Source organism: Amycolatopsis sp. NPDC058986 (assembly GCF_042741125.1).
In the GTDB taxonomy this organism is placed as follows: Bacteria; Actinomycetota; Actinomycetes; order Mycobacteriales; family Pseudonocardiaceae; genus Amycolatopsis.
The window spans coordinates 1-23,714 of the sequence record NZ_JBHYJW010000078.1 but is presented as its reverse complement, the minus strand read 5'-3'; the positions used below and the strand labels follow the sequence as shown (position 1 = coordinate 23,714).

The window sequence follows — 23,714 nt, the reverse complement described above, 5'->3', positions numbered from 1 at the left end:
CCTTACGGGCGTCAGACGCCCGTAAGGTGGCCTTAACGGCATTCGGGCATCTCGCGCGGTTCGGCGGCCCGCCGGTCAGTTTTCCGGCGCTGGCGCGGTGGGCGTCAGGCCTGCTGGCACCTTTCCGGTGCTCAGGAATTCCCCCGCCACCCTCCGTACCTCGTCCATCGGCACTTCACAGTCGGCCGGGATTTCCCGTACGTGCGCCATGTAGTCATAGGCGACGTACTCGCCAGGCGTGCTGCCACCTTGTGTTCGTACTGCGTCCGGCGCCATGAAGATGACAAAGCTCTTCTCCACGCCGACACCCATGTCGAACACACCTTGTTTCGGGTCCCCGGCGACAGAGCACTCCACCATTGACGGCACAGCAACGTCTTTGGTGTCGGTTTGTACCCGCGCGATAAGTGCGTCCAGCTCTTCGGGAGTGGTGACGAGGATCGCTGGCTCGCCCTCGCTGTAGTCGTTGTCCGGCTCCTGGTTGTACCAGACTTCTAACGTGACCACGGTTTCGCTCACGAGAACATCGGTGCTGCCGTCACCCCACGTTCTGCGGTTCGTTGTCGGTTTCCTCGTCCAGTTCGCGGAAGCGGGTCTTGGCGTCGGTGAAGACGGTCAGGAGCTTGTCCACCATGTCTTCCGTGATGTGCAGGCCCAGCGAGGCGGCCCGCGAACCGAATTCGACCTGAAGTTCGTCCCCGAACACTTTCGGCGTGATTTCGCAGGACGAATCCAGGTTGACCCACGAAGTGACCGCGATTCCCCGAGTAAGCCACATGTCAACTCTCCTTTGCGTTCTGGTGTGCTGAGCGATTCCCGCGACTCGTCCGCCAGGTGACGCCGTCCGCGTGACCGGCGTGGCGCATGAGCGCGTGCGCGACGGTGCGCGCCGTCTGGGCCGTGAGCTGTGCTGTTTCGCCGGGCGGAGCGATCAGGAGCACTTGGGTGTGCTCGGTGAAGATCTTGATCGAGCCCGGCTTGCCCATCGCGTTGTCGCACGGGATCGACGTCGTGCCCGCTGGCAGGGCGCCGGATGGCAACGCGACCACGGGGGCCTCCCTTCTGGACGTACCTCTCCGAAGTGTGGCGGGCACGGACCGTTAGGCTCGCCGGGCGTATTGAGGTATCCTGTGCGTGAATATTTACATAGGATGGCGCTAAATATTTAGCGAGCCGCGCGACTTCACCCGGACGGATGAGGCGGTCGCTCGGCTCGAACAGGGAGGTCAAGGTGGACGACAGGTCCGGCGAGTCGAAGCTCAACGTGCGACAGCGCCGCGTCGCGCGCTACCTGCGAGGCTGGCTGGCCAACGCCACCCCGAAGACGAACCAGGCCGCGCTCGCGAAGCTGCTGGGCTGGTCGCCCGCCAAGCTGAACCTGTTCCTCACGGCGAAGAAACCCGCGCCGGTGGCCGAGATCATCGCGATCGCCACTCTGCTGCGCGTGGACGAGGCCGAACGAGACCGCGTCGTCGCGTACGCCCGCAAAGGCGATGAAGGGTCGGCCTGGTGGACGTCGTATAGCGGCGATGCACTCGGTGGAGACATGACTGACTTCGTCGAGACGGAAGCCGAGGCATCCAAGGTCAGTAACATGCAGATGACCTTGGTGCCGGGTTTGTTGCAGACCGCCGACTACTCCACTGCGCTGGTTCGTTCGTGGATGTCGGAGCCGAATGAGGCATTGGTCGACGAGCGCAGCAAGGTTCGCCAGCGGCGGCAGGCGAGGCTCACGGACAAGGGCAATCCGTTGGAGCTGCACGCATTGATGCACGAGTCCGCGCTGGAGCAGTATGTCGGCGGCTTGGACACTATGCTGCGGCAGCTCGACCACCTGGTCGCCATGGCGGCGCTGCCCACGGTCAAGCTTCAGCTCATCCCCAAGAAGCTCATCGGCAGGGAGACGGGCGAATTTCCGGGTTTCGGCTCGGCGTACCACTTGATCGAGTTCGGCCACGGCGATGTGGCCGCCGTCTACCTGGACAACCTGAGTGAGGGTCTCTATATCGAGGCGGAATCCGAGGCCGAGGCGTATATCGTGAACTTCAAGCGCTTGGTGACAGACGCGCTGGACCCGGAAGCGACCGTCGAGCGGATCAAGGAGATCCGAGCCAGGCGGGCGCGTGAGAGCGAGGAGTAGCGACTATGTTCGCCCCAGATTTCGCCGGGCTGCATTGGCGAAAGAGCAGCTACAGCAACGGCCACGGTGAGTGTGTCGAGGTGGCAGGCCTTCCTGGCGACGGGATGGCTGTTCGTGACTCGAAGCTGGGGGACCGGAGCCCTGTGCTCGCGGTCGATGCCTCCGGCTGGAACGGATTGCTGACTGTCGTGAAGACGGAAGATTTCTGACAGTCCTAAAAGGATTCGAACACGCAGAAGCGGCCTCTCGCCTTGGCTCAGGACCTTGCGAGAGGCCGCTTCTTCGTGTGGGCCGCCGGACCCGGTGGCGGCCTCGGGGAAGCGTACGGGATCACCCCCGCCGCCAGTCCACCTTGGTTACAGCGTGTTCATCTCCCGCGACTCTCGGAAGCGAACGCGCTCGTTCAGGCGCCGCAGCCTGCGGGCTGACAGCAGGTGGCCGGGGTGGCGGCCGCGGTGCTGTCGGTACCGAAGCTGGCCGAGTCGGCTTTGACGGTGTAGACCTCCCAGGGTTCCTGGCCGGGGCCGTGGACCCAGACCTTGTCCTGCACGGCGTAGCAGCAGGTGGTGTCGTCTTCGGTGAGGGTGTCGAGTCCTTCGCCGGTGAGGCGCCGGCTGGCGGCGTTGACCTCGTCGATGGATTCGACTTCGACGCCGAGGTGGTCCATGACGGTGGCCTGGCCGGGCTCGCCTTCCAGTAACACGAGCTTGAGTGCGGGCTCGGTGATGGCGAAGTTGGCGTAGCCGGGGCGCCGTTTCGCGGGCTCGGTGCCGAAAAGCTTGGTGTAGAAGGCGATCGAGCCTTCCAAGTCGCCGACGCGCAGGGCGAGCTGTACCCGGGACATCCCATCCTCCTTGGATAGATGATTGTCGAAACAGGATGCGACTTAGATTGCTGTCTATGTAGATGTCTGTCAAGATAGAGGCATGTCGAAGCAACTGCCGATCGCCGCGATGGACGCCTGCTGCTCCCCGCTGGCGCGTGATCCGCTGTCCGAGGAGCAGTCGGTGGAGCTGGCGAGGCTGTTCAAGGCGATGGCCGACCCGGTCCGCCTGCGGTTGCTGTCGCTGATCGCTTCGCACGCGGGCGGGGAAGCCTGCGTGTGCGACCTGACCGACGCGTTCGAGCTGACCGGCCCGACGATCTCCCATCATCTGAAGGTGCTGCGCGAGTCCGGGCTGATCGACGGCGAGCGGCGCGGCACCTGGGTTTACTACCGCGTGCACCCGGAGGTCCTGGCCCGCCTTTCGGCCGTGCTGGTGCCAGGGGACGCGGCCGAGGTGGTGTCGGCGTGACCACCACCGAGAACAGCCAGGCGTCGGCAGTGGCGGGCAAGCTGTCCACAGTGGACCGGCTTCTACCGGTGTGGATCGCCGTGGCGATGGTGGCCGGATTGCTGGCCGGACGGTGGATCCCCGGCCTCGGCGGGGTGCTGAACGCGGTGTCGGTGGACGGGATCTCGCTGCCGATCGCGCTCGGGTTGCTGGTGATGATGTACCCGGTGCTGGCGAAGGTCCGCTACGACCGGCTCGGTACAGTGACCGCCGACCGGCGCCTGCTGTGGCCGTCGCTGCTGCTGAACTGGCTGATCGGCCCGGCACTGATGTTCGCGCTCGCGTGGCTGCTGCTGCCCGATCTGCCCGAGTACCGGACCGGGCTGATCATCGTCGGGCTCGCGCGCTGCATCGCGATGGTGATCATCTGGAACGACCTGGCCTGCGGCGACCGCGAGGCCGCCGCCGTGCTGGTGGCGCTGAACTCGGTGTTCCAGGTGATCATGTTCGGCGTACTCGGCTGGTTCTACCTCGCGGTGCTGCCCGGCTGGCTCGGTCTCGAACAAACCGGCCTCGCCGTGTCCGGGTGGCAGATCGCCAAGAGTGTGCTGATCTTCCTCGGTATCCCGCTGGCCGCGGGCTACCTGTCCCGCCGTCTCGGCGAACGCGGCAAGGGCCGTGCCTGGTACGAGACCCGGTTCCTGCCGAAGGTCGGGCCGGTCGCGCTCTACGGACTGCTGTTCACCATCGTGATTCTCTTTGCCCTGCAAGGGGATCAGATCACCGGACGGCCACTGGACGTCGCGCGGATCGCGCTGCCGCTGTTGGTCTACTTCGGACTGATGTGGGCCGGATCGTACGCACTGGGCAAGGCGATCGGGTTGTCGTACGAGCGGACGACGACGCTGGCGTTCACCGCTGCGGGCAACAACTTCGAGCTCGCCATCGCCGTCGCGATCGCCACCTTCGGTGCCGCCAGCGGCCAAGCGCTGGCCGGGGTCGTCGGCCCGCTCATCGAGGTCCCCGTCCTCGTCACACTCGTCTACGTCTCCCTTGCCCTGCGACGGCGCTTCACTCCTGCCACGGAGGTTCCCGCGTGAAAACCCCGGAAGTGCTGTTCGTCTGCGTCCACAACGCCGGACGCTCCCAGATGGCCGCCGCCCTGCTGCACCATCACGGGGGCGGCAAGGTTGTGGTCCGCTCCGCCGGATCCGCGCCCGCCGACACCATCAACCCCGCCGTCGTGGCGGTGATGGACGAACTCGGTGTCGACCTGACCCGGGAATTCCCCAAACCCCTGACCACCGAGGCGGTCGAGGCCGCCGACGTCGTGATCACCATGGGCTGCGGCGACGCCTGCCCCGTCTTCCCCGGCAAGCGCTACCTCGACTGGCAACTCGACGACCCCGCCGGAAAGACCATCGACGCCGTCCGCCCCATCCGGGACGAAATCGACCGCCGTGTCCGGGCCCTGCTTGCCGAACTCGTTCCCGCCTGACCTTCTTCCGCTCTCTCCTTTCATCGTCTATCGTCGATAGACGATGAAAGGAGAGAGCATGCTGGACCGTGCCACCGCCGAGACCTACGCCGGGTGGTTCCGCGCACTCGCGGACCCGACGAGGGTGCAGATCCTCAATCTCCTGGCCGCCACCAAGGCTCCGATGACGGTCGGGGAGGTGGTCGAGCAGGTCGCCGTCGGGCAGTCCACGGTGTCGGCGCATCTGAAGATCCTCACCGAGGCGCGGTTCGTGCTCGCCGAAGCCCGCGGTACCGCGCGGTTGTATCGGGTCAACCAGCGCTGCTTGTCCTGTTTCCCCACCGCGGCGGACGTCGTCATGGGCCGCCAGGCCGTCGCCTTCACCGATGTGGCCTGCGAGGCCGCGTCATGACCGGACATCAGGAGCACCAAGACGCCGTCCGCGACCGCTACGCCACCGCCGCGCGGCACGCGCTCGCGGGCGAGGGCACCGGCCTCATCACCGACCCGCACGACGCCGACCAGCTCGGCGCGGTCCACTACGCCGAGGACGCCGACGCGGTGCCGGAGAACGCGGTGGCGGCCAGTCTCGGGTGTGGCAACCCGCTCGCCGTCGCCGACCTCCGCCCCGGCGACACCGTGCTCGACCTCGGGTCCGGTGGCGGGCTCGACGTTCTGCTCTCGGCGCGCCGCGTCGGGCCGACTGGGCGGGCCATCGGGCTCGACATGACCGACGAGATGCTCACCCTCGCTCGTCGCCACGCCGCCGAAGCGGGTATCGCCAACGTCGAGTTTCGCAAGGGTGCCATCGAGAACATCCCGCTCCCGGACCACTCCGTCGACGTGGTGATCTCCAACTGCGTCATCGCGTTGTCGGCCGACAAGCCCGCCGTCTTCGCCGAAATCGCCCGCGTCCTACGCCCCGGCGGACGGCTCGGCATCACCGACATCATCGCCGACGACACCCTCACCGACACCGAACGCGCCCGTCGCGCCGACGCCGTCGAATGCCTCGCCGGAGCCCTCACCGCCACCGGCTATCGCACCCTGCTACGCGCCGCCGGGTTGGTCGGGATCGACATCCGGGTCACCCACGCCGTCGGCGACAAGCTGCACTCCGCGATCATCCGCGCCACCACGGCAGGACAACCGGCTTAGGCGGGCACGCGGTAGACGGAGACGTGGGATGGGGAGTCGCCGGTGAATTCCACCCCGGACCAGTCCGCGTGCCTGCTCTCCAGCTCGAAACCGGCCAGCTGCCCCATGAGATCGAGTTCGGCGGGCCAGATGTAGCGGTGCGGGCTGCGGCCCAGCCGGGCTTGCCCGCCCTCGCCGAATTCGACGTGGTGCGAGACGAGATGCTGGTGCAGCACGTCGTAGGTGTCCACGCCGAGGTAGCCGGGTTCGGAGTGGAAGACCACGGCGTCCTGGCCCGGCGGGAGCTTCCGCAGGTCGGGGACGCCGAGTTCGATCACGAACCGGCCGCCCGGCACGAGATGGCGCGCGGCGTTGCGGAAACAGGCGACCTGCTCGGCCTGGGTGAGCAGGTTGGAGATCGTGTTGTAGACCAGGTAGACGAGCGTGTACTTGCCCGCGGCGGTGGCTGTGGCCATGTCCCCGACGATCACCGGGATCGTCTTCTCGTCCGCCTTGGTGCGGAGCTGGTCGAGCATCGCCCGGGACAGTTCGATACCGGTGACGGACACTCCGCGCGCGGCGAGCGGGACGGCGACCCGGCCGGTGCCGATGGCGAATTCGAGCGCGGGGCCGTCACCCGCGAGTGCGGCGAGGCGGTCCACGGTCGGCCCCAGTACCTCGGGCGCGAACATCCCGGTGCCCGGGGTGTCGTAGCGTCGCGCGGTGCCGGCGTCCCAGATCTCCTCCTGCTTCATGTCGTCCACCCTCGCCGCGCCCGCCCGCGCCGTCCACCGATTTTGACGGCGCTACGCTGGGACGCGTCGATTTGGGGGTTCCGGTGAGCGTGCGAAGTGGCGAGTTCCAGCGGCTGGTGGACGCGCTGGCCGATGTGGAGCGGGGGAAGGGCCGCGACTACACGTCGTTCAGCGTGCGCGGCAAGCGGTTCGGGTACTACTGGCCGCGGACGGAGACCGTCGGCCTGAAACAGACGATTTCCGAACAACGGGCGTTGGTGTCCGAGCGGCCGGACGTCTTCGAGGAGCAGTTCACCGCGGGCGGGTTCGGCTGGGTGGTCGTCCACCTCGCCGGGATCGAGATCGACGAACTGTCCGAGCTGGTCTACGAGGCCTGGCGGCTGTCCGCCCCGGAGGACCTGGTCGCCGAGACGCCGCTTCCCTGGTAGCGACCGAGGAGACCTTCGTGGAGAAAATGTTGGCGGAGAAGGAACATTGGTCTCGCGTCGCCGCGGAATGGGTGGCATGGGCGCGGGAGCCGGACCACGACGCCTTCTGGGCCTATCGCGACGCGCTGACGGAGTACCTCGGCACGGGCAGCGGTGACGCGCTCGACGTCGGCTGCGGTGAGGGGCGGGTTTCCCGCGTGCTGACTTCCCGCGGTTACACGGTGACGGCGGTCGATCCGGTCGCCGAACTGCTCAGCGCCGCGGAAGAGGCGCGGTCCGCTCAGGACTACGTCGTCGCGTCCGCCGGTGAGCTGCCGTTCGAGGACGGGCGTTTCGCGCTGGTCGTGTCCTACAACATGCTGATGGACGTGGCGGACGTTCCCGCCGCGGTCAAGGAAATGAAACGGGTGCTACGCGAGGACGGCACGCTGTTCGTCTCCGTCGTGCATCCGTTGGCGGACCTCGAACTCGTCAAGGATCAGGTGACGTACTTCGATCGGCGCCGCTTCGAGACGAAGGTCGAGGACCGCGGGCTGACCATGAAGTTCGCCGGCTGGGCGCAGCCGCTCGAAGCCTATGCCGGTGCGCTGGAGTCCGCCGGTCTCGCGATCACTTCGGTCAAAGAGCCCGCCGCGGACATCCGGGATGGGCGGCAGCACCTCGAACACTGGGCCAGGTTCCCGTTGTTCCTGTGGCTGAAAGCTCGTCCGCTTCCCTGATACCAGGTATCAGGCCAGTGCCAGCGCTGTGTGCGTCTCATGCCAGCGACCCGCGTCAGTCTTTCCGTGTCGCAGTGAAACAGCACGGAGAGGAAAGCGGCATGGCACAGGAGCCTGTCACGATCGTCGGCGCCGGACTCGGCGGTCTCACGCTCGCCCGCGTCCTGCGCGTCAACGGAATCCCGGCGACGGTCCACGAGGCGGAGCCCTCACCGACCGCGCGGGCGCAGGGCGGGATGCTCGACATCCACGACTACAACGGCCAAATCGCCGTCGAGGCCGCGGGGCTGACGGACGAGTTCCGTGCCCTGATCCTGGAGGGCCGTCAGCAACTGCGGATCCTCGATCGGGACGGGACCGTCCTGTTCGACAAGGCCGACGACGGCACGGGTGGACGTCCCGAGGTGCAGCGCGGCGAACTGCGGCAGCTGCTGCTCGACTCACTTCCCGCGGGGACTGTCCATTGGGGACACAAGGTCGACGGCGTCCGCGCCCTCGATGGGGGCCGTCACGAGGTGAGTTTCGCTGATGGCACAACCATTGTCACGAGTCTGCTGGTCGGCGCGGACGGCGCGTGGTCGAAGGTCCGGCCGCTGCTGTCCGGCGCGACACCCGAATACACCGGCACATCGTTCGTCGAGACCTATCTGTACGAAGTGGACACCCGGCACCCGGCCACCGCGAAAGCGGTCGGTGGCGGGTCGATGGGCTCGCCCGCGCCGGGCAAGGGAATCCAGGCGCACCGGGAAAAGGGCGAAACCGTGCACACCTACGTGACGCTCGTCAGGCCGCAGGAGTGGTTCGCCGCCATCGATTTCACCGATCCCGCCGCGTCCGCCGCACGGGTCGCGCGGGAGTTCGAGGGCTGGGCCCCGGAACTCACCGCGCTGATCACCGACGGTGACACCGCGCCGATCCTGCGCCCGCACTACACGCTGCCGATCGAGCACCGATGGGAGCGGGTGCCTGGCGTGACCCTGGTCGGCGACGCCGCCCACCTCACCGCCCCGAACGGCGAAGGCGCCAACCTGGCCATGCTCGACGGCGCCGAACTCGGGCAGGCCCTCGCCGCACACCCCGGCGACGTCGAGGCCGCGCTCACCGAGTACGAGCGGGGCCTGTTCCCTCGCAGCACCGAAATCGCCACTCAGGGCGCCGAGTTCGAGGAGATGCTCTCCGGCGCGAAGGGTGAGGACATCGCCCAGCTCATGATCACCGCGCTCACGGCGAACGCGAGCTGACGCTCACGGTGCGGTGGGCGGGTGGTGGCCGTTCAGCAGAACGGGCAATGCTCGATGTCCGTTGGAGATGAACGAGTCCAGGTGCCGCAGTTCGCCCGGAGCGACCGCGAAGGTCATGTCCGGGAACCGCTCGAACAGTGCCGGCAGGGCGATCGCCGCCTCCAGCCGGGCGAGGGGCGCGCCGATGCAGTAGTGCACGCCGTAGCCGAACGCGACGTGCGTTTTGTCCGCCCGGCCGACGTCGAACTCGTCGGCGTTCTGCCCGTGCAGCGCCGGATCCCGGCCGGCGGCGGCGTAGCCCGCCAGAATCGCCTCGCCCTGCCGGATGACGACGCCTGCGACGTCGATGTCCTCGACGGCGTACCGCAGCGGCAGGTGTGCGACAGGCGCCTGCCAGCGCAACGTTTCTTCGATCGCGTCCGGCCAGCCGATCTGCCCGGTGCGGAGCAGGGCGAGCTGGCCGGGATGGGTGAGCAGGGCGGTGATGGCCTGGTCGAGGAGGTTCACGGTGGTTTCGTGACCGGCCGAGATGAACAGGATCAGGGTGTCGATCAGTTCGGTCTCGTCCAGCCGGGCGCCGTCGTCCTGGTTGTGCGCGGCGATGAGCGCGGTGGTGAGATCCTCGCCGGGGGTCGCGCGCTTGGCCTCGACGAGTTCGCTGATGATCGTGTGGATGTCCTGGTACGCCGCCAGTACCGCCTCCTGGCTTGCCGTGGTCCGGAAGAAGAGGTCGACGGCGTGGCGCAGTCCGGTGCGTGCCGAGTCCGGCACCCCGAACAGCCGGCAGATCACCTCGATGGGCACCGGGTAGGCGAAATTCTCGCGCAGGTCGACGGGTTCACCCGCGGGCAGGGCCGCGATCGCGGCCAGCCGGTCGGTGACGATCTCGGTGATCGCGGGCCGCAGCGTGGCGATCCGGCGCGCGGTGAATGCTTGTGTCACGAGCGAACGCAGCCGTTTGTGGTCGGCGCCGTAGGCGGTGAACATGTTCCGTACCGAGACCCACACGAGCAACGGCCAGTCCTGGCCGACGTCGGCCAGCGCGGGCCAGTGCTGTCGTGCGTCCTTGGACACGCGAGGATCGTTGAGCAGGCCGCGCAGCAGTTCGTAGTTCGTCACCGACCACGCCGTCACCCCGCCCGGCAGTTCCACCCTGGCGAGGGGACCGTGTTCGCGCAGCCGCTGGTTCTCGGCGTGGATGTCGTGGCCGTTCGGGTTCAGCGCGAGAGGCTGGGGCACCGGAGCTCTCCTTTTCACGGGAGTGGCACGAAACCTCAGCGTGCCAGCGGACTCGCCACGCGGGCTATTCGCTGAACGGGTACAACTACGGAAAGTATCGGGAAAGCCTGACCGGCTGGCGTCGCCGTGTCACTTCGGGCGGCAGACGGTCCGTGATCCGCTGGTGCGGGCCGGCCGTGCGGCGGGTCCGGCGGCCCGGGGGGGTGAGCGCGGTGGCCCGGGGCGGGCGCGCCGGGGTCGTTTCGGTGTTCTGACGTCCGGGCCCGCCGTCAGCCGTTCGTCGGGAAAGTCCACACGGCGCGGGGGCCGGGGCCGACGACGAGGGTGGACCGGCCGATCCGTTCCTCGTGCCGGTCCGCCACGGGCCGGTTGAGCGTCAGGTCGATCTGCCGCAGCCCCGCCTGGGGGCGGGGGACGGTGTCGAACCGGATCGTCGTGCCGCCCCGCAGCGCCACGACACCACCCGGGACGGTCCGGACGACGAACCCGCCCGCCTTCAACAGCGGAACCGTGTTGGCGAGGTCCCGTTCGGTGACCGCGAGGTGGATGCCCGCCACGTCCCGCATCTGGTGGTCGCGGTAGTCGTTGTTCAGGTAGCGTTCCCGGCCGACGTCACCGGGGAAGCGCGCCGGTTCGGTCTTGCCGCGCGGATCGGCGAAGTACTCCGGCCGGTACTCCATGCCCCAGGTGTCGAAGGCGTCGTACTGCTCGCTGGTGAGGACGGCGTCGAACCACGGCACCGGGACACCGTCGCCGAAGTCCCTTGTCTGCAGGAACTTGATCGGGTTGGCGACCCCCTCGTCCTTGAGCCGCTCGGTCACCTTCGCGAGGTCCCCTGCCCGCTCGACCGAGGTCCCCATCCCGGCGGAACCGAGGGCGCCGCTCTGGCCGTCGATGTCGCCGACGCCGAACAGCTCGAGGTAGGTCTCGCGGCCCATCAGGTAGCGGCCGGTCCATTTCTGCCCGCCCGTCCCGGTCGTGGTGCGGACCTGGAAGCTGGCGAAGTCCCGCAGGTAGGTGGAATGTTCGATGGCGTCGGCGGTCTCCCGGTCGAACACCCCGTAGGCGTGGTTGAAGAACAGCAACTGTCTGTCGGAGACCGGCGGGTTTTCCTCCGCTTGAGCCGTCCCCACACCGGTGAGGGTGATGGCGAGGGCCGCGGTGAGGGCCATGGTCTTCCGCAACGTCCGGCGAATCGTCATGGCCGGATCCTAAGGCGGAAATCCCCGCGCCAAGGCCGTTTTCGGCTTTCCCGGCCGGGATCGCGAAACGCGTTCGGGACCCCTCCCGGCGGCCGGGCCTAGGGTCCGCCTGGTGAAGGGGATGACTGCGGGCGGCCGCGCCTGGCGCCGCCGCGTGCCGGTGGTGCTGATCGCCGTGACCTGCGGCGCGACGGTGACCGTCGCGCTCACCGGGGCCGCCAAGCCGCTGGGCGGGATGCAGTTCCTGCCGGTCGGGCACTGGGTCTACAACCTCGCCGCCCGCGCGGTGTTCCACGTCGACGGCGCGACCAGCAGCGTCGACGCGCAGACCCCGGTGCCCGGCGATCCGGGCAGTCAGGTGGTGCAGGGGGACAGCAGCGGTTACGTCGTCGGCCAGGGCCGGATCACCGAGTTCGGCAAGTCGAACCTCGCCGTGGAGCCGTCGATCGTGCCGCCGACGGGCGAGGTCGCGGTCGGAGTGGAAACCGCGGGCGGTCCGTACCTCGTCTATCGTGAGGCCGGGCGCGTGGTGCGGCTCGGCCATCCGCCCGCGTCGATGTCCGCGGGCGGTCCGGTGGGCGATCCGGTCGCCACCAGCAACGGGACGCTGTGGCTGTTCCGCAAGACTTCGGCCCTGCTCTGCGATCTGGTCAGCGGCGCCGACCAGCTTTCGGCCTGCCCGGTGTCCGTCCCGGCCGGCCACACCGGCGCGCTGACGCTCGTCGCCGACCAGCCGTGGTTCGTCGACACCACCGCGGCCGAACTCCGGCCGGTCGGCGCGGCGGGCCTCGGCGCCCCGCTGCCGTTGGGTGTCACGCCCTCGCGACAGGCGAACCCGGCGGCCAACGACGTGTCCGGCCGCGTCGCGATCCTGGACCGGCAGAGCAACCGCCTGTACTTCGTCGACACCACGCATCGGGGCGAGAAGCCGGTGATCGTCGAACTGCCGGAGGGCGACTACAGCGACCCGGTGTCGACCGGTCGTGTCGTCGCGCTGGTCGACAAGAAGTCCGGCACGTTGCTGACCTACGACGCCACCGGCAGGAAGGTCGGCTCGCAGCCGATCCCGCCGGAGTCCGGGATTCCGCGCGTCAGCCGGGGCGAGGACGGCCGCGTCTACGTCGACGGCGCCGAGGGCGCGCACGTGCTCGTCGTCGATCACGACGGCAAGATCGTCGACGTCCCGATCGGCGGCGACCGCACGGGCGACGTGCCGAAACCGCAGAATCCGCCCGACGGAAGCGTGGTACCGCCGGTGGAACAGCGCCGTGGTGGCACGGACGGGCCGGTCGCGCCACCGGGTGGGCAGGGCCAGCAGCGGCCGGGGCCGGGAGCGGGAGACCGGCAGGGACCCCCTGGCAGGCAAGAGCCCCAGAACCCGGTCCCGCCGAAGCCCGCGCCGCCCGCGGCCGAACCGCCGAAAACCCAGCCGACCGCGCCCGCGAGCCCACCCGGCGCCCCGTCGTCGGTGTCGGCCACCGCTGGCAGCGGCTCGGCGACGGTGTCGTGGGGCGCGGCGCCGGACAACCGCGCGCCGATCACCTCCTACCGGATCAGCTGGGCGGGCGGATCCCAGACCGTCGGCGGCGACGCGCGCAGCGCGAACATTTCCGGTCTGGCCAACGGAACCCGCTACACGATGACGGTGACGGCGGTGAACAAGGCGGGCACCGGACCGGGTGCGTCGGCCACGGTGACCCCGGTGGCCGCCGCGGGCGCGCCGCCCAACCTCACCGCGAGGCCCCAGGGAACTGGAGCGGTCGTCAGCTGGGGAGCGCCCGCGATGAACGGCGGCACGCTCGTGCACTACGTCATCAGCGCGACAGGGAAGGGCTCGCAGACCACCAACGGGACCAGCATGACGTACGGCGGGCTGAGCGGATCGGTCACCTTCACCGTTTACGCGGTCACGAAAACCGCCGACGGGCAAACGCTGAACGGCGCTTCCTCGTCGAAGACGATCCAGATCGCGGCGCAGGGGACCATCACCATCAGCCAAGGCGCGCCTGGGTCTAGCGACAACTGCAAGAGGCCGAACTGCTACTGGATCAACGCGTCCTTGAAAGGCTTTGCGCCGAATACCAGATACACGCTCAGGTTGAGTTCTGACAGCAATCCCAAGGTCCACGAGGAGGACACCACTCCGACCGACGCCAACGGTTCGGTGAATTACAACAAGGTCAACTATGACGTACCAGGCCAAACTGTCTGGATCACCGTGCTCGACGCCAACGGCAGGGCCCTCGCTACATCCAACAAAATCAAGTGGGAGAAACGATGAACCGAGCGCCCGCGATACCGGCGCACGAGGTCTACGAGCGGATCGCGGCGAATGTGCAGACCGTCGTCCGCGGCAAGCCCGACCTGGTGCGCCTCGCGATCGCCGCGCTGCTCGCCGAAGGACACCTCCTCGTCGAGGACGTCCCCGGTCTCGGCAAGACGACGCTGGCCCGCTGTCTCGCGCGCAGTGTCGGCGGGAACTGGAACCGCATCCAGTTCACCCCCGATCTGCTGCCCGGCGACATCACCGGCGTCCCGGTCTACCACCAGCACGCCGAGCGGTTCCAGTTCCACCCCGGCGGGGTGTTCGCCAACGTCGTGCTCGCCGACGAAATCAACCGTGGTACCCCGAAAACGCAGTCGGCGCTGCTGGAGGTGATGGCCGAGCGGACGGTCACCGTCGACGCCGTGCGGCATCAGGTGCCGCGCCCGTTCCTCGTGGTGGCGACGCAGAACCCGATCGAGATGGAGGGCACCTACCGGCTGCCGGAGGCGCAGCTCGACCGGTTCCTCATGCGACTGGAGGTCGGCTATCCCGATCTGGCCGCGGAGGTCATGGTGATCATGAGCGACTGCGCCGGGGTCGACCCGGACGAACTCTCGCCTGTGGTGGACATCCCGACCCTGCTGGGCGCCGTGACGCAGGTGCGGGCCGCGCACGTCGAGCGCGCGATCTGCGAGTACGCGGCGAAACTGGCCGCGGCGACCCGGGAACACGTCGCGCTCCGGTACGGCGCGAGCCCGCGCGGCAGCATCGCGCTGATCCGCGCGGCGCAGGCGGTCGCGGCCACGCGTGGCCGCGCGTTCGTCACTCCCGACGACGTCAAGGAGATCGCGCATCCGGTGCTCGGGCATCGCGTCATCCTCACCTCCGAGGCCGAGCTGAACCAGGTCTCGCCCGCGGAAGTGATCGACAAGGTGCTCGCCGCCGTGCCGGCACCCGGGATGACCCGCACGGGGGCTTGATGACCCCGGCGATGCGGCCCACCCGGCGGGGCGTGGTGGTCCTCGCGGCCACGCCCGTGCTGTTCGCCGCCGGGCAGTGGGCTGGTTATCCCCTTTTTCTCGCACTGGCGGGATTCTGCGGCGGAATCCTGCTCGCGGCCGTCGCGCTCACCGCGCGGCGGCCGCGGGTGCGGGTCACCAGGGAGGTCTATCCCGAACGGGTCGAGCGCGGCGGGGCCGCGTTCGCGAAGCTGCGGGTGCGCAGCACCGCGAACCGGCGTCAGGCCGGGTTCACCGCGGGAGACCGGATCGGGAGCGGGTTCCACGCGGTGGCGGTGCCCGCTTTGCTGCCCCACAAGGAAACCGAGCGGGTCTACGACCTTCCGACCGGACGACGCGGCCGTCATCAGGTCGGCCCGCTGACGCTGGACAGGGTCGACCCGTTCGGGCTCGGCCGCGCTCACGTGACCACCGGCGACACCACGACCCTGTGGGTGCACCCGCGCGTGCACCCGGTCCGCGCGCTCGCGGGCGGTCATCCACGGCACCACCACGAAGGCGTGGCGTCCAACGACGCGCTGCGCGGTTCCTTCGACCTGCGCGAGGTGCGCGAATACACGGTCGGGGACGAAGTGCGGCACCTGCACTGGAAAGCCACGGCGCGTACCGGGCAGCTGATGGTGCGTGAGTACATCGATCCGGATCAGCCGAGGTTCACCGTCCTGCTCGACACCCGCTTTCCCGACGCGCTCTTCGAGGAGGCCGTCGACGTCGCCGCGTCGCTCGTCGCGGCCGCCGCCGGGGCAGGCCACCGCTGTCGTCTGGTCACCTCGTGCGGCCTCGACGTCGCGACCGCGGGCGGGCCGTCGGCCGTGCGGCTGCTGCTCGACGAACTGACCGTGCTCGATCCGCACCGCGACCCGGGACAGGCTCTCGTGCCCGGCTCGCTTTCGCGGTCCGGGGGCGGTGGGCTCGCCGTCATCACCGCCGGTCTGCCGCCCGCCGATCTCGCTTCGCTGACCGGGGTTCGCTCGCGGTACTCCCCGCTCGTCGTGGTCGTCCTCGGCGGGGGAGCGGTGCCGGTGGTGCCGGGCGCCAAGGTCGTCGCCGCGACCGGCGCAGTGGACGCCGTCCGCCGGTGGAACGCGGTGATGCCGCGATGAAAAGCTTGTGGCACAAGGGATTCGACACCGAGGCGATCGCATGAGGTCCCGTCTGGCCGTCTGGTGCGTACTGCTCACCGCGGCCGTGTCCGGCCTGCTCTTCGCGCCGGTGTTCGGGTTCGTCCCGCTGCTGGTGCCGATCGCGGCGGTACTGCTTTCGAGCGTGCTCGTGGCCGAGGTCTGCGCGCGGCTGCCCGTGCTCAGGCCGTGGCGGCCGCTGCTCGCCCTCGTCGCCGGGCTGGTCGCGGTCATCGAGACCGAACTGCGGGACACGACGGAAACGGGCCTGCCGACCGGTGAGACGTGGCGGGCGCTCGCGGGGGGCGCGGTCCATTCGTGGCAGCTCACCTTGCAGTCGACCTGGCCCGCGAGGCCGGACGCGGAACTGCTGCTGTTCGTGCCGCTCGCGGTGCTGCTCACCGCGGTGCTGGCCGTCGAACTGCTGCGCTGGACCCCGGCCGCGCTGGTGCCGGGGCTGGTGCTGCTCGGTGTGGGCCAGGCGTACGTCGCGTTGACCGGTCCACTGGGGACAGTCGCAGGGCTGGCTTACGCCGCGCTGTCGGCCACGCTGTTCGTCCTGCGGCGCCCGTATTCCGTCAGCGCCCGGCGGGTGACCGCGCTGGCGCTGGTCGCGCCCGTGCTGCTCGGCACTGCCGGTGCGGTCGTCGTCACGGTGCTCGACCAGGGAAACCGGCCCTCGCTGTCGGCACGGACCGGCCGGGAGGTGCCGCTGCCACCGACGCGGGTCACCAATCCGCTCGACGAGGTCGCGGCCCGGCTGAAGCAGCCGGAGAACCCCGTCTTCAGCTATACGAGCCCCGATCGCGTCGACCGCTGGCGGCTCGCCGTACTCGACGAGTTCGACGGCGCGAACTGGTTCCCCGACGACGACTACCGCCGGATGGGCACCCGGCTGGACCCCGCGCCGGGCGTCACCGCGCCGACCACCGTCCACAGTGCACAGATTCAGGCATCCACTGTGGACACACCATGGCTGCCGAGCCAGGCCACGCCCGCCGAGGTCACCGGGGCGGCCCCGCTGATCGCCCCCGCATCCGGCATGCTGCTGTCCCAGGAGCCCGCCGGGCCCGTCGGCTACCGGCTGAGCTGGCGCGAGCCGGACGTCGACGCCAGGAAGCTGGCCGACGCCCCGATCGACTCGACGGTGCCCGCCCGCGGGCTCGGCGCCGTCCCGCCGGGCATCGGCGAGCTGGCCAGGACGGCGGTCGGCGGGCTGCGGCCGTCCTTCCAGGCCGCGTTCGTGCTGGAGCGCTACCTGAGCACCCACTACCACGTCGCCACCGGGCCCGGCCTGCCCACCGGCAGCGGGTGGCCGCAGCTCGGGAACTTCCTGCTGCGGACCCAACGCGGGACGAGCGAACAGTTCGCGGCGGCCTATGTGGCGCTGGCCAGGATCGTCGGCATCCCCGCGCGGATCGCGGTCGGTTTCCGCGCCCCGGCCGCGCCGCCCGGCGCCCCGGTGGTGGTGCGCGACGGTGACGTCCTCGCCTGGCCGGAGGTCGCTGTCGCCGGCGTCGGCTGGGTGCCGCTCGACCCGAGCGGCACGGCGGCGGGTCCCGGCGGCGCGCCCGGCGCTTCCCCGACCGGGCTGGCGGCGGCCACCGCGCAGGCCCGCGCGGAACTGCCGCCGACACGGGACCTGAAGGACCCGCAGCTGCCACCGTCCGATCAGGACACCGGGGACACGGGTGCGATGAACCTGCCCTTGGCGCAACTGATCGTGCCGGTGTTGCTCGGTCTCCTCGCGTTGCTGGTGCTCGGCGTCGCGGGGTTGCCGGTGGTCAAGACCTGGCGCGGATATCGCAGGCGCCGCCGCACCGGGGCCGACGGCGTGATCGCGGCCTGGTGGGAGGCACGGGATCTGGTGCGCGCACACGGGGTTTCCTGCCCGGCGGGCACCACCGTCCGTGAGCTGTCCGTCGCGGCGTCGGCCACCCTCGACCGGACCGTGGTGGACGGGCTGGTGTGGCTGGCGTCCCAAGTGGACATCGCGCTCTGGTCGGGTAACGGGGCGGACGGCGGCACGCTGAACCAGGCGTGGGGCGCCGTCGACGCGATCCGCCGCAGCCTGGCCGAACGGTCGCGGCGCCAGCGGGTACGGGCGGCGTTCGACCCGCGCTGCCTGTTCCCACCACGAGAGGTTGTGGCGGTGGCATGATGATCGAGCAACGCTCGGGTTTCCGGTCGTCCTTCCGGCGGCGCCGGTCCGGTGGCACGACGTCGCCGGGTGCCTGGTCGGCCCCGATCGGCATCGGCCCGGTCGCGACCGTCTACTCCGGACACTCCGACGGGGTGCCGGTGGCGTTCAAGGTGTTCCCGGACCGGATCGACCGGCGCACGCTGACCACCCTCGAGGACGAGCAGACGAAGCTCGCCGACCTCGTCGGGACCTACGCGATCCTGCCGGTGCAGGACCTCGACCAGGTCGCCGACGGCAGGCACGCGCTGCGGATGGAGCTGTGCCAGGAGTCGCTGGCGGACGTGGTCGCGCGGACCGGCGCGCTGGCACCCGGCGACGTGCTGGTCTTCGGCCACGCCATCGCCGCGGCCCTCGCTGCGGCGCACGCGGTCGGGGTGGTGCACGGCGGGGTGAAACCGTCGAACGTGCTGATCCGGATGTCGGGGCAGCCCGTGCTCGCCGACTTCGGGGTGGCGCTGCGGCGGGCGTTCCCCCGGGACGTCGAGCGCCTGCTCGACGGTCTCGCCCCGGAGACGCTGCGCACGGACACCTTCGACGAGCGCAGCGACCTCTACGGCCTCGGCGCGCTGCTGCACACCGCGCTCACCGGGGAGCCGCCACTGCCGAGCAGACTGGGGGAGCGGCTCGGCGACCGCATGCTGCGGCTGCTGCGGACACGGGTGCCCAGGATCGACCGGCCCGGTGTCCCGGACCAGCTGTCCGAGGTGGTCGCCCAGCTGCTGCTGCCCGAGCCCGAGCGCCGCCCGCCGGGTGCCGCGTGGGTGGCCGAGCAGCTGGCCGACCTGCTGCCCGGCACGTCGCTCTCCCCGGTCGTGTTCCCGCCCGCGGAGTGGCCGAGTACCGAAGACGCTTCGTGGCAGGCGAAACCGGCGCCGCGTAGGTCCTTTGTGGACACGATGCCGCCGGTGGCGGACGCGGAGACGTTCCCGCCGCCGATGTCCGTTCCCGAGGCGCGCCCGGTGCCGGCGGATTCGCTCCCGCCGGGTTCGGTCGTGTCCGGGGTGACCCCGGCGCCGCCGGAGGCCACGCCGTCCGGCGCGCGCCGAATCCTGTCGTTCGCCGGGGTGGGCGTCGCGTGCGTGGCCGTCGGCGCGCTCGCGGTGTGGTTGTCGCTGGGCGGCGTTCCCGGGTCGTCGCCGACGTCGCCCTCACCGACGCCGTCCTCGGCGCCCGCCTCGCCCCCGGCGTCCGCCGCGGACGAGGTCGTGGTGCTGGACCCGCCGCTCGACCGGGGCGCCGACGTCGTGCTCAGCTGGCGGACCTCGCGGCTGATGGACTACGGCGTGGTGGTCGCGCCGGAAGGGGAGCACAACCACGTCGTGCTGGCACAGCGGAACAGGAGCATCACGGTGCCGGTGGATCCGAAGCGCAGGTACTGCTTCCAGATCCAGGCCACCGAGGGCGGCGCGGTCTACACCAGCAACGCAGTGGCGGTGCGTGGCGCGGTGTGCCGCTGAGTTACTAATCCGGCCAAAAGTAGGCCGACCCCTGCGCGGCACGTAACCGTTGCTGCGAAGTTATTCGGCCGTGGCTGTGGTTGGATTAGTAATGATCGGCACAGTACCGTGGCGTTGTGCTTGTCCGGTCGATCCTGTTGTTCGTCGCGGCGGCGGCATTGTCGCGTTAGGACTGTACGGGTTCGTCGCGACGCTGCAGCCCGACGCGCACTTCGGCCGGATCCTCGCGGCGTACGGCGGAGTGTTCGTCGCCGGATCTCTCGTCTGGGGCATGGTCGCGGACGGCTACCGGCCCGACCGCTACGACGTCATCGGCGCGCTGCTGTGCCTCGCCGGTGTCGCGGTGATCATGTACGCGCCGCGGACGGGGTAACGCGTGGGCTCGTGCCCCGATAGAGGGACGTGACCGAACCGGTTTTCCCGCCGCCACCGTCTTCGCCCGCTTCCGCCGCCACCGCGCGTCGCAGGCTCTCGCCGGTGCTGGCGCTGATGATCGTTGTCGTGGTCCTCGGCGCCGGGCTCGCGGTCTACGGCGGGGGAACCGTGCTCTTCGGCTACCGCCGCGTCGCCATCAAGTACTCCGGCATGAGCCAGACCCTTCCCCAGGGCACGGTCGCCTACCGCTCGGCCGGCGGCGTCGAACTGCACCGAGGGGACATCGTCGTCTTCGACTTCGGTTCCTACCCCGGCGGGGGACCTCCTGGCCGGGTGATCGAACGGGTCATCGGCCTCGGCGGCGACACGGTGACCTGCTGTGATCAGCAGAACCGCATCAAGGTCAACGGCAAGCCGGTCACCGAGGAGTACCTCTACCTGCCGCCCGCGGAGGGGAAGGACCAGATGGCCTTCACCGCGCAGGTGCCGCCGGGGACGGTGTTCGTAGCGGGCGACTACCGGAACAACTCCCTCGACTCGCGGATGGCGAGCACGGTGGCCGGTGCGGGAGCTGTCCCGGTGTCCGAGGTGTACGGCGTGGTCGTGGCGGTCGGGAACCCGGTGACCGCGCGGACGCTCACCCCGACGACGGCGTTCACCGACGCCGGACTCCCGGGCACCCCGCTGTCCGACAGCGGCTACGCGAACGGCCGCTGGCTGTTCCTCGGCGGCGCGGTGCTGTTCCTGGCCGGCTTCGTCGGCCTTCTGGTGACCATCACGCGTGCCGCGCGGAAACGTCGTCGCGCGCCGGTCATGCCTTGACCGACACGCCGGGGATGCCTTTCAGCTCGCCCAGCAACGGAGAGCTGACCGTCACGGGATAGTCGTCGAGGGCGTAGCGGCCGCGCCGCCGCTCGCTGACGAGTTCGAGCAGTACCGGCGTGTCGCCGCGGTGGGCGAGCAGAGTTTGCTTCAGTTCGCTCACCACGGCGAGATCGAGCTTCTCGGCCGCGGCCAGCAGGACCAGCGGCGGGTCCGCGTCGCCGCGGTCCACATCGGACAGATCGAGCGGGACGAGCCCGCCGCCGAACACCGACATCTTGTCCTCCCGCCAGTTGACCCTGCCCTTGACGACTACGGCGTTGTCCTCGACGAGATCCGCCGCGAAGATCGCGTACGCCTTGGGAAAGAACAGCACTTCCAACGCGGCGTCCATGTCCTCGACCGTGCAGATGGCCCAGGGCTCGCCCTTCTTGTTGACCCGCCGCTCCAGCGACGTGATGAGGCCCGCGAGCACGACTTCGCCTTCCTTGGGTGGATCGGCGAGGAGCGCCGCGATCGGTTTCCTCGCGTGCTTCCGGAGGATGCGTTCGGCGCCGTCCAGGGGATGCGCGGAGACGTAGAGGCCGAGCATTTCCCGTTCGTAGCCGAGGAGTTGTTTGCGTGGGTATTCCTCGTCGGTGAGCCGCAGGTGCGCGAGCGGGGACGCGGCCGAGTCCGCCTGCGTGTCGTCGCCGCCGAAGAGGTCGAACTGGCCCATAGCTTCCTGGCGTTTGAGGGGGACGACGGCTTCGACGGCGTCTTCGTGGACCTGGATCATCGACAGGCGAGGGTGGCCCATCGAGTCGAACCCACCGGCCTTGATCAGCGACTCGATGACCCGCTTGTTGCAGGCGACCAGCTCCGATTTGTCCAGGAAGTCGGTGAAGGAGGAGTACTTCCCCTTCTCCTCGCGGGTCTTGATGATCGACTCGACCACGTTCGCACCCACGTTGCGGACGGCACCCAGCCCGAACCGGATGTCGTCCCCGACGGCCGCGAACCGCAGGGCCGACTCGTTGACATCCGGCGGCAGCACCTTGATCCCCAGCCGGCGGCACTCCGACAGATAAACCGCCGACTTGTCCTTGTTGTCACCGACCGAGGTGAGCAACGCCGCCATGTACTCCGCGGTGAAATTCGCCTTCAGATACGCCGTCCAGTAGCCGACGAGCGCGTATCCGGCGGCGTGCGACTTGTTGAACGCGTACCCGGCGAACGGCAGAATGGTGTCCCACAAGGCTTGTACCGCCTCGTCGGAGAAACCATTGGCGCGCATGCCCGCCTGAAAACCCTCGAACTCCTTTTCGAGGACGTCTTTCTTCTTCTTACCCATGGCCTTGCGCAGCACGTCGGCCCGCCCCATCGAGAAGCCCGCGACACGCTGGGCGATCTTCATGATCTGCTCCTGATACACGACCAAGCCGTGGGTTTCGGCGAGGATGTCGGCCAGCGGCTCCGCGAGTTCCGGGTGGATCGGGACGATGGCCTGGCGCCCGTTCTTGCGGTCGGCGTAGTTGTTGTGCGTGTTCATCGCCATCGGGCCGGGCCGGTAGAGCGCGTTGACCGCGATGATGTCGTCGAAGCCCGTCGGCCGCATCCGGCGCAGGAGGTCACGCATCGCGCCGCCGTCGAGTTGGAACACGCCGAGGCTTTCCCCGCGTTCCAGTAGCCGATACGTCGCTTCGTCCCCGACGCCGAGGGTGTCGAGATCGATGTCGGCGCCGCGGTTGGCCTTGATGTTGTCGATGGCGTCGCCGATGACGGTGAGGTTCCGCAGGCCGAGGAAGTCCATCTTCAGCAGGCCGATGGCCTCGCACGACGGGTAGTCCCAGCCGGTGATGATCGCGCCGTCGTCCCGGCGCCACAAGGGAATCGCGTCGACGAGCGGGTCGGCCGACATGATCACGGCGCAGGCGTGCACGCCTGCGTTGCGGATCAGGCCTTCGAGGCCGCGAGCGGTCTCGAAGATCGTCTTGCACTCTTCGTCGGTCTCGACCAGCGCGCGGACCTCGGCGGCTTCGCCGTAGCGCTCGTGCTTGGCGTCGACGATGCCCGAAAGCGGGATGTCCTTCGCCGCGACGGGCGGGGGAAGCGCTTTCGAGATCCGGTCGGCGATGGCGTAGCCGGGTTGTCCGAAGTGGACACGGGCCGCGTCCTTGATCGCCGCCTTGGTCTTGATCTTGCCGAAGGTGATGACCTGGGCGACCCGGTCGGCACCGTACTTTTCGGTGGCGTAGCGCACCATCTCGCCGCGTCGCCGGTCGTCGAAGTCCATGTCGATGTCCGGCATGGACACGCGCTCGGGGTTGAGGAACCGTTCGAACAGCAGGCCCAGTTCGATCGGGTCGAGGTTCGTGATGCCCAGCGCGTAGGCCACCAGCGAACCGGCGGCCGAACCGCGGCCCGGCCCCACCCGGATGTTCACGCCGCGCGCGTAGTTCATCAGGTCCGCGGTGATGAGGAAGTACGCGGGAAATCCTTTCTGGACGATGACGTCGATTTCGTACCCGGCTCGTTCGAGGTAGGCGTCCGGGATTCCGTCCGGGAGCCGCCAGTTCAGGCCGTCCGTGACCTGCGCGCGGAGCCAGCTCTCGGCGGTGTGTCCATCCGGGACGGTGAACACCGGCATGCGGTCTTTGTGGGTGTAGACGTCTTCGTAGGATTCGACGCTCTCGGCGATCAGCAGGGTGGAGTCGGCGGCGCCGGGGACCTCCTTGTCCCAGTACTCCCGCATCTCCGCCGCGGACTTGAGGTAGTAACCGTCCCCGTCGAACTTGAACCGGGTCGGGTCGTTGAGGGTCTTGCCCGCCTGCACGCACAGCAGCGCGGAGTGGGTGTC

The 23,714-nt window shown here is 69.3% G+C and carries 25 protein-coding genes; 17 read left to right on the top strand and 8 right to left on the bottom strand.

Features of this window, described 5'->3' with window-relative positions; genetic code table 11:
• Window positions 1–75: 75 nt before the first annotated feature.
• The 3 genes from ACFW0G_RS40505 to ACFW0G_RS40495 are packed head-to-tail and all read right to left on the bottom strand — an operon-like array spanning window position 76 to window position 1,049.
• Complete coding sequence (locus ACFW0G_RS40505) at window positions 76–519, bottom strand: Imm1 family immunity protein (RefSeq protein WP_378330843.1); 444 nt, start codon at window positions 517–519, stop codon at window positions 76–78.
• A gap of 19 nt (window positions 520–538) precedes the next feature.
• Complete coding sequence (locus ACFW0G_RS40500; RefSeq protein ID WP_378330842.1) at window positions 539–778, bottom strand: hypothetical protein; 240 nt, start codon at window positions 776–778, stop codon at window positions 539–541.
• Between the two features lies 1 nt (window position 779).
• Window positions 780–1,049, bottom strand: coding sequence for a hypothetical protein (locus tag ACFW0G_RS40495; RefSeq protein WP_378330841.1), 270 nt, complete (start codon window positions 1,047–1,049; stop codon window positions 780–782).
• Between the two features lie 182 nt (window positions 1,050–1,231).
• Between ACFW0G_RS40495 and ACFW0G_RS40490 the strand changes: the two genes are divergently transcribed.
• On the top strand, window positions 1,232–2,140 hold the full coding sequence (locus ACFW0G_RS40490; RefSeq protein WP_378330840.1) for a helix-turn-helix domain-containing protein: 909 nt from the start codon (window positions 1,232–1,234) through the stop codon (window positions 2,138–2,140).
• Window positions 2,141–2,145: 5 nt separating this feature from the next.
• Window positions 2,146–2,349: a DUF397 domain-containing protein gene (locus ACFW0G_RS40485; protein WP_378330839.1), complete on the top strand. Its 204-nt coding sequence runs from the start codon at window positions 2,146–2,148 to the stop codon at window positions 2,347–2,349.
• Window positions 2,350–2,543: 194 nt separating this feature from the next.
• Here ACFW0G_RS40485 and ACFW0G_RS40480 read toward each other — a convergent pair whose 3' ends face one another.
• Window positions 2,544–2,984 carry an ArsI/CadI family heavy metal resistance metalloenzyme gene (locus ACFW0G_RS40480; RefSeq protein WP_378330838.1) on the bottom strand — a complete coding sequence of 147 codons (441 nt, stop codon included), beginning with the start codon at window positions 2,982–2,984 and terminating at the stop codon, window positions 2,544–2,546.
• Between the two features lie 82 nt (window positions 2,985–3,066).
• Between ACFW0G_RS40480 and ACFW0G_RS40475 the strand changes: the two genes are divergently transcribed.
• The 5 genes from ACFW0G_RS40475 to arsM are packed head-to-tail and all read left to right on the top strand — an operon-like array spanning window position 3,067 to window position 6,049.
• On the top strand, window positions 3,067–3,435 hold the full coding sequence (locus tag ACFW0G_RS40475; protein WP_378330837.1) for a metalloregulator ArsR/SmtB family transcription factor: 369 nt from the start codon (window positions 3,067–3,069) through the stop codon (window positions 3,433–3,435).
• Complete coding sequence (gene arsB, locus ACFW0G_RS40470) at window positions 3,432–4,514, top strand: ACR3 family arsenite efflux transporter (RefSeq protein ID WP_378330836.1); 1,083 nt, start codon at window positions 3,432–3,434, stop codon at window positions 4,512–4,514. Before ACFW0G_RS40475 ends, arsB begins: the two co-directional genes overlap by 4 nt.
• Complete coding sequence (locus tag ACFW0G_RS40465; protein ID WP_378330835.1) at window positions 4,511–4,912, top strand: arsenate reductase ArsC; 402 nt, start codon at window positions 4,511–4,513, stop codon at window positions 4,910–4,912. The genes arsB and ACFW0G_RS40465 overlap by 4 nt, the downstream gene beginning before the upstream one ends.
• 58 nt (window positions 4,913–4,970) lie before the next feature.
• Window positions 4,971–5,303: an ArsR/SmtB family transcription factor gene (locus ACFW0G_RS40460; protein ID WP_378330834.1), complete on the top strand. Its 333-nt coding sequence runs from the start codon at window positions 4,971–4,973 to the stop codon at window positions 5,301–5,303.
• Entirely contained in the window at window positions 5,300–6,049 is a 750-nt protein-coding gene (gene arsM, locus ACFW0G_RS40455) for an arsenite methyltransferase (protein ID WP_378330833.1), read from the top strand. Before ACFW0G_RS40460 ends, arsM begins: the two co-directional genes overlap by 4 nt.
• Here arsM and ACFW0G_RS40450 read toward each other — a convergent pair.
• Complete coding sequence (locus ACFW0G_RS40450; protein WP_378330832.1) at window positions 6,046–6,783, bottom strand: class I SAM-dependent DNA methyltransferase; 738 nt, start codon at window positions 6,781–6,783, stop codon at window positions 6,046–6,048. The two genes, arsM and ACFW0G_RS40450, sit on opposite strands and share 4 nt — an antisense overlap.
• A gap of 83 nt (window positions 6,784–6,866) precedes the next feature.
• On the opposite strand from ACFW0G_RS40450, the gene ACFW0G_RS40445 reads away from it, so the two are divergent.
• From ACFW0G_RS40445 to ACFW0G_RS40435, 3 genes are all read left to right on the top strand, one after another.
• Entirely contained in the window at window positions 6,867–7,211 is a 345-nt protein-coding gene (locus ACFW0G_RS40445) for an MmcQ/YjbR family DNA-binding protein (RefSeq protein WP_378330831.1), read from the top strand.
• Between the two features lie 26 nt (window positions 7,212–7,237).
• Window positions 7,238–7,930 (top strand): class I SAM-dependent methyltransferase, encoded by a 693-nt coding sequence (locus tag ACFW0G_RS40440; protein ID WP_378330855.1) that lies wholly within the window; start codon window positions 7,238–7,240, stop codon window positions 7,928–7,930.
• A 101-nt stretch (window positions 7,931–8,031) separates the two neighbouring features.
• Complete coding sequence (locus tag ACFW0G_RS40435) at window positions 8,032–9,171, top strand: FAD-dependent oxidoreductase (RefSeq protein ID WP_378330830.1); 1,140 nt, start codon at window positions 8,032–8,034, stop codon at window positions 9,169–9,171.
• Between the two features lie 3 nt (window positions 9,172–9,174).
• Here the strand turns inward: ACFW0G_RS40435 and ACFW0G_RS40430 are convergent, their stop codons facing one another.
• Both ACFW0G_RS40430 and ACFW0G_RS40425 read right to left on the bottom strand, forming a co-directional pair.
• The gene (locus ACFW0G_RS40430) at window positions 9,175–10,410 is read right to left on the bottom strand and encodes a cytochrome P450 (protein WP_378330829.1); all 1,236 of its coding nucleotides are present in this window, start codon (window positions 10,408–10,410) and stop codon (window positions 9,175–9,177) included.
• A 269-nt stretch (window positions 10,411–10,679) separates the two neighbouring features.
• The gene (locus ACFW0G_RS40425; protein ID WP_378330828.1) at window positions 10,680–11,612 is read right to left on the bottom strand and encodes a DUF5829 family protein; all 933 of its coding nucleotides are present in this window, start codon (window positions 11,610–11,612) and stop codon (window positions 10,680–10,682) included.
• 121 nt (window positions 11,613–11,733) lie between these two features.
• Between ACFW0G_RS40425 and ACFW0G_RS40420 the strand changes: the two genes are divergently transcribed.
• From ACFW0G_RS40420 to lepB, 7 genes are all read left to right on the top strand, one after another.
• The gene (locus tag ACFW0G_RS40420) at window positions 11,734–13,893 is read left to right on the top strand and encodes a fibronectin type III domain-containing protein (RefSeq protein ID WP_378330854.1); all 2,160 of its coding nucleotides are present in this window, start codon (window positions 11,734–11,736) and stop codon (window positions 13,891–13,893) included.
• Window positions 13,890–14,858, top strand: a complete 969-nt coding sequence (locus ACFW0G_RS40415; RefSeq protein ID WP_378330827.1) for an AAA family ATPase — start codon at window positions 13,890–13,892, stop codon at window positions 14,856–14,858. The genes ACFW0G_RS40420 and ACFW0G_RS40415 overlap by 4 nt, the downstream gene beginning before the upstream one ends.
• Window positions 14,858–16,000: a DUF58 domain-containing protein gene (locus ACFW0G_RS40410; RefSeq protein ID WP_378330826.1), complete on the top strand. Its 1,143-nt coding sequence runs from the start codon at window positions 14,858–14,860 to the stop codon at window positions 15,998–16,000. Before ACFW0G_RS40415 ends, ACFW0G_RS40410 begins: the two co-directional genes overlap by 1 nt.
• 40 nt (window positions 16,001–16,040) lie before the next feature.
• Window positions 16,041–18,179, top strand: a complete 2,139-nt coding sequence (locus ACFW0G_RS40405; RefSeq protein WP_378330825.1) for a transglutaminaseTgpA domain-containing protein — start codon at window positions 16,041–16,043, stop codon at window positions 18,177–18,179.
• Window positions 18,176–19,678 carry a serine/threonine protein kinase gene (locus ACFW0G_RS40400; RefSeq protein WP_378330824.1) on the top strand — a complete coding sequence of 501 codons (1,503 nt, stop codon included), beginning with the start codon at window positions 18,176–18,178 and terminating at the stop codon, window positions 19,676–19,678. The genes ACFW0G_RS40405 and ACFW0G_RS40400 overlap by 4 nt, the downstream gene beginning before the upstream one ends.
• 91 nt (window positions 19,679–19,769) lie before the next feature.
• Complete coding sequence (locus ACFW0G_RS40395) at window positions 19,770–20,051, top strand: YnfA family protein (RefSeq protein WP_378330823.1); 282 nt, start codon at window positions 19,770–19,772, stop codon at window positions 20,049–20,051.
• Window positions 20,052–20,080: 29 nt separating this feature from the next.
• Entirely contained in the window at window positions 20,081–20,875 is a 795-nt protein-coding gene (lepB, locus tag ACFW0G_RS40390; RefSeq protein WP_378330822.1) for a signal peptidase I, read from the top strand.
• Here lepB and dnaE read toward each other — a convergent pair.
• Window positions 20,865–23,714 (bottom strand): DNA polymerase III subunit alpha (gene dnaE, locus ACFW0G_RS40385; RefSeq protein ID WP_378330821.1); only part of this gene is annotated, 2,850 nt, incomplete at its 5' end. The two genes, lepB and dnaE, sit on opposite strands and share 11 nt — an antisense overlap.

What these genes read in the sequence shown, in the direction of transcription:
- ACFW0G_RS40395 (WP_378330823.1), top strand. Translation starts at nt 19,770, where the DNA reads ATGATCGGCACAGTACCGTGGCGTTGTGCTTGTCCGGTCGATCCTGTT.
- ACFW0G_RS40415 (WP_378330827.1), top strand. Translation starts at nt 13,890, where the DNA reads ATGAACCGAGCGCCCGCGATACCGGCGCACGAGGTCTACGAGCGGATC.
- ACFW0G_RS40400 (WP_378330824.1), top strand. Translation starts at nt 18,176, where the DNA reads ATGATGATCGAGCAACGCTCGGGTTTCCGGTCGTCCTTCCGGCGGCGC.
- ACFW0G_RS40410 (WP_378330826.1), top strand. Translation starts at nt 14,858, where the DNA reads ATGACCCCGGCGATGCGGCCCACCCGGCGGGGCGTGGTGGTCCTCGCG.
- ACFW0G_RS40460 (WP_378330834.1), top strand. Translation starts at nt 4,971, where the DNA reads ATGCTGGACCGTGCCACCGCCGAGACCTACGCCGGGTGGTTCCGCGCA.
- ACFW0G_RS40405 (WP_378330825.1), top strand. Translation starts at nt 16,041, where the DNA reads ATGAGGTCCCGTCTGGCCGTCTGGTGCGTACTGCTCACCGCGGCCGTG.
- ACFW0G_RS40420 (WP_378330854.1), top strand. Translation starts at nt 11,734, where the DNA reads ATGACTGCGGGCGGCCGCGCCTGGCGCCGCCGCGTGCCGGTGGTGCTG.
- ACFW0G_RS40435 (WP_378330830.1), top strand. Translation starts at nt 8,032, where the DNA reads ATGGCACAGGAGCCTGTCACGATCGTCGGCGCCGGACTCGGCGGTCTC.
- arsM (WP_378330833.1), top strand. Translation starts at nt 5,300, where the DNA reads ATGACCGGACATCAGGAGCACCAAGACGCCGTCCGCGACCGCTACGCC.
- ACFW0G_RS40440 (WP_378330855.1), top strand. Translation starts at nt 7,238, where the DNA reads ATGTTGGCGGAGAAGGAACATTGGTCTCGCGTCGCCGCGGAATGGGTG.
- ACFW0G_RS40425 (WP_378330828.1), bottom strand. Translation starts at nt 11,612, where the DNA reads ATGACGATTCGCCGGACGTTGCGGAAGACCATGGCCCTCACCGCGGCC.
- ACFW0G_RS40480 (WP_378330838.1), bottom strand. Translation starts at nt 2,984, where the DNA reads ATGTCCCGGGTACAGCTCGCCCTGCGCGTCGGCGACTTGGAAGGCTCG.
- ACFW0G_RS40500 (WP_378330842.1), bottom strand. Translation starts at nt 778, where the DNA reads ATGTGGCTTACTCGGGGAATCGCGGTCACTTCGTGGGTCAACCTGGAT.
- ACFW0G_RS40485 (WP_378330839.1), top strand. Translation starts at nt 2,146, where the DNA reads ATGTTCGCCCCAGATTTCGCCGGGCTGCATTGGCGAAAGAGCAGCTAC.
- ACFW0G_RS40475 (WP_378330837.1), top strand. Translation starts at nt 3,067, where the DNA reads ATGTCGAAGCAACTGCCGATCGCCGCGATGGACGCCTGCTGCTCCCCG.
- ACFW0G_RS40450 (WP_378330832.1), bottom strand. Translation starts at nt 6,783, where the DNA reads ATGAAGCAGGAGGAGATCTGGGACGCCGGCACCGCGCGACGCTACGAC.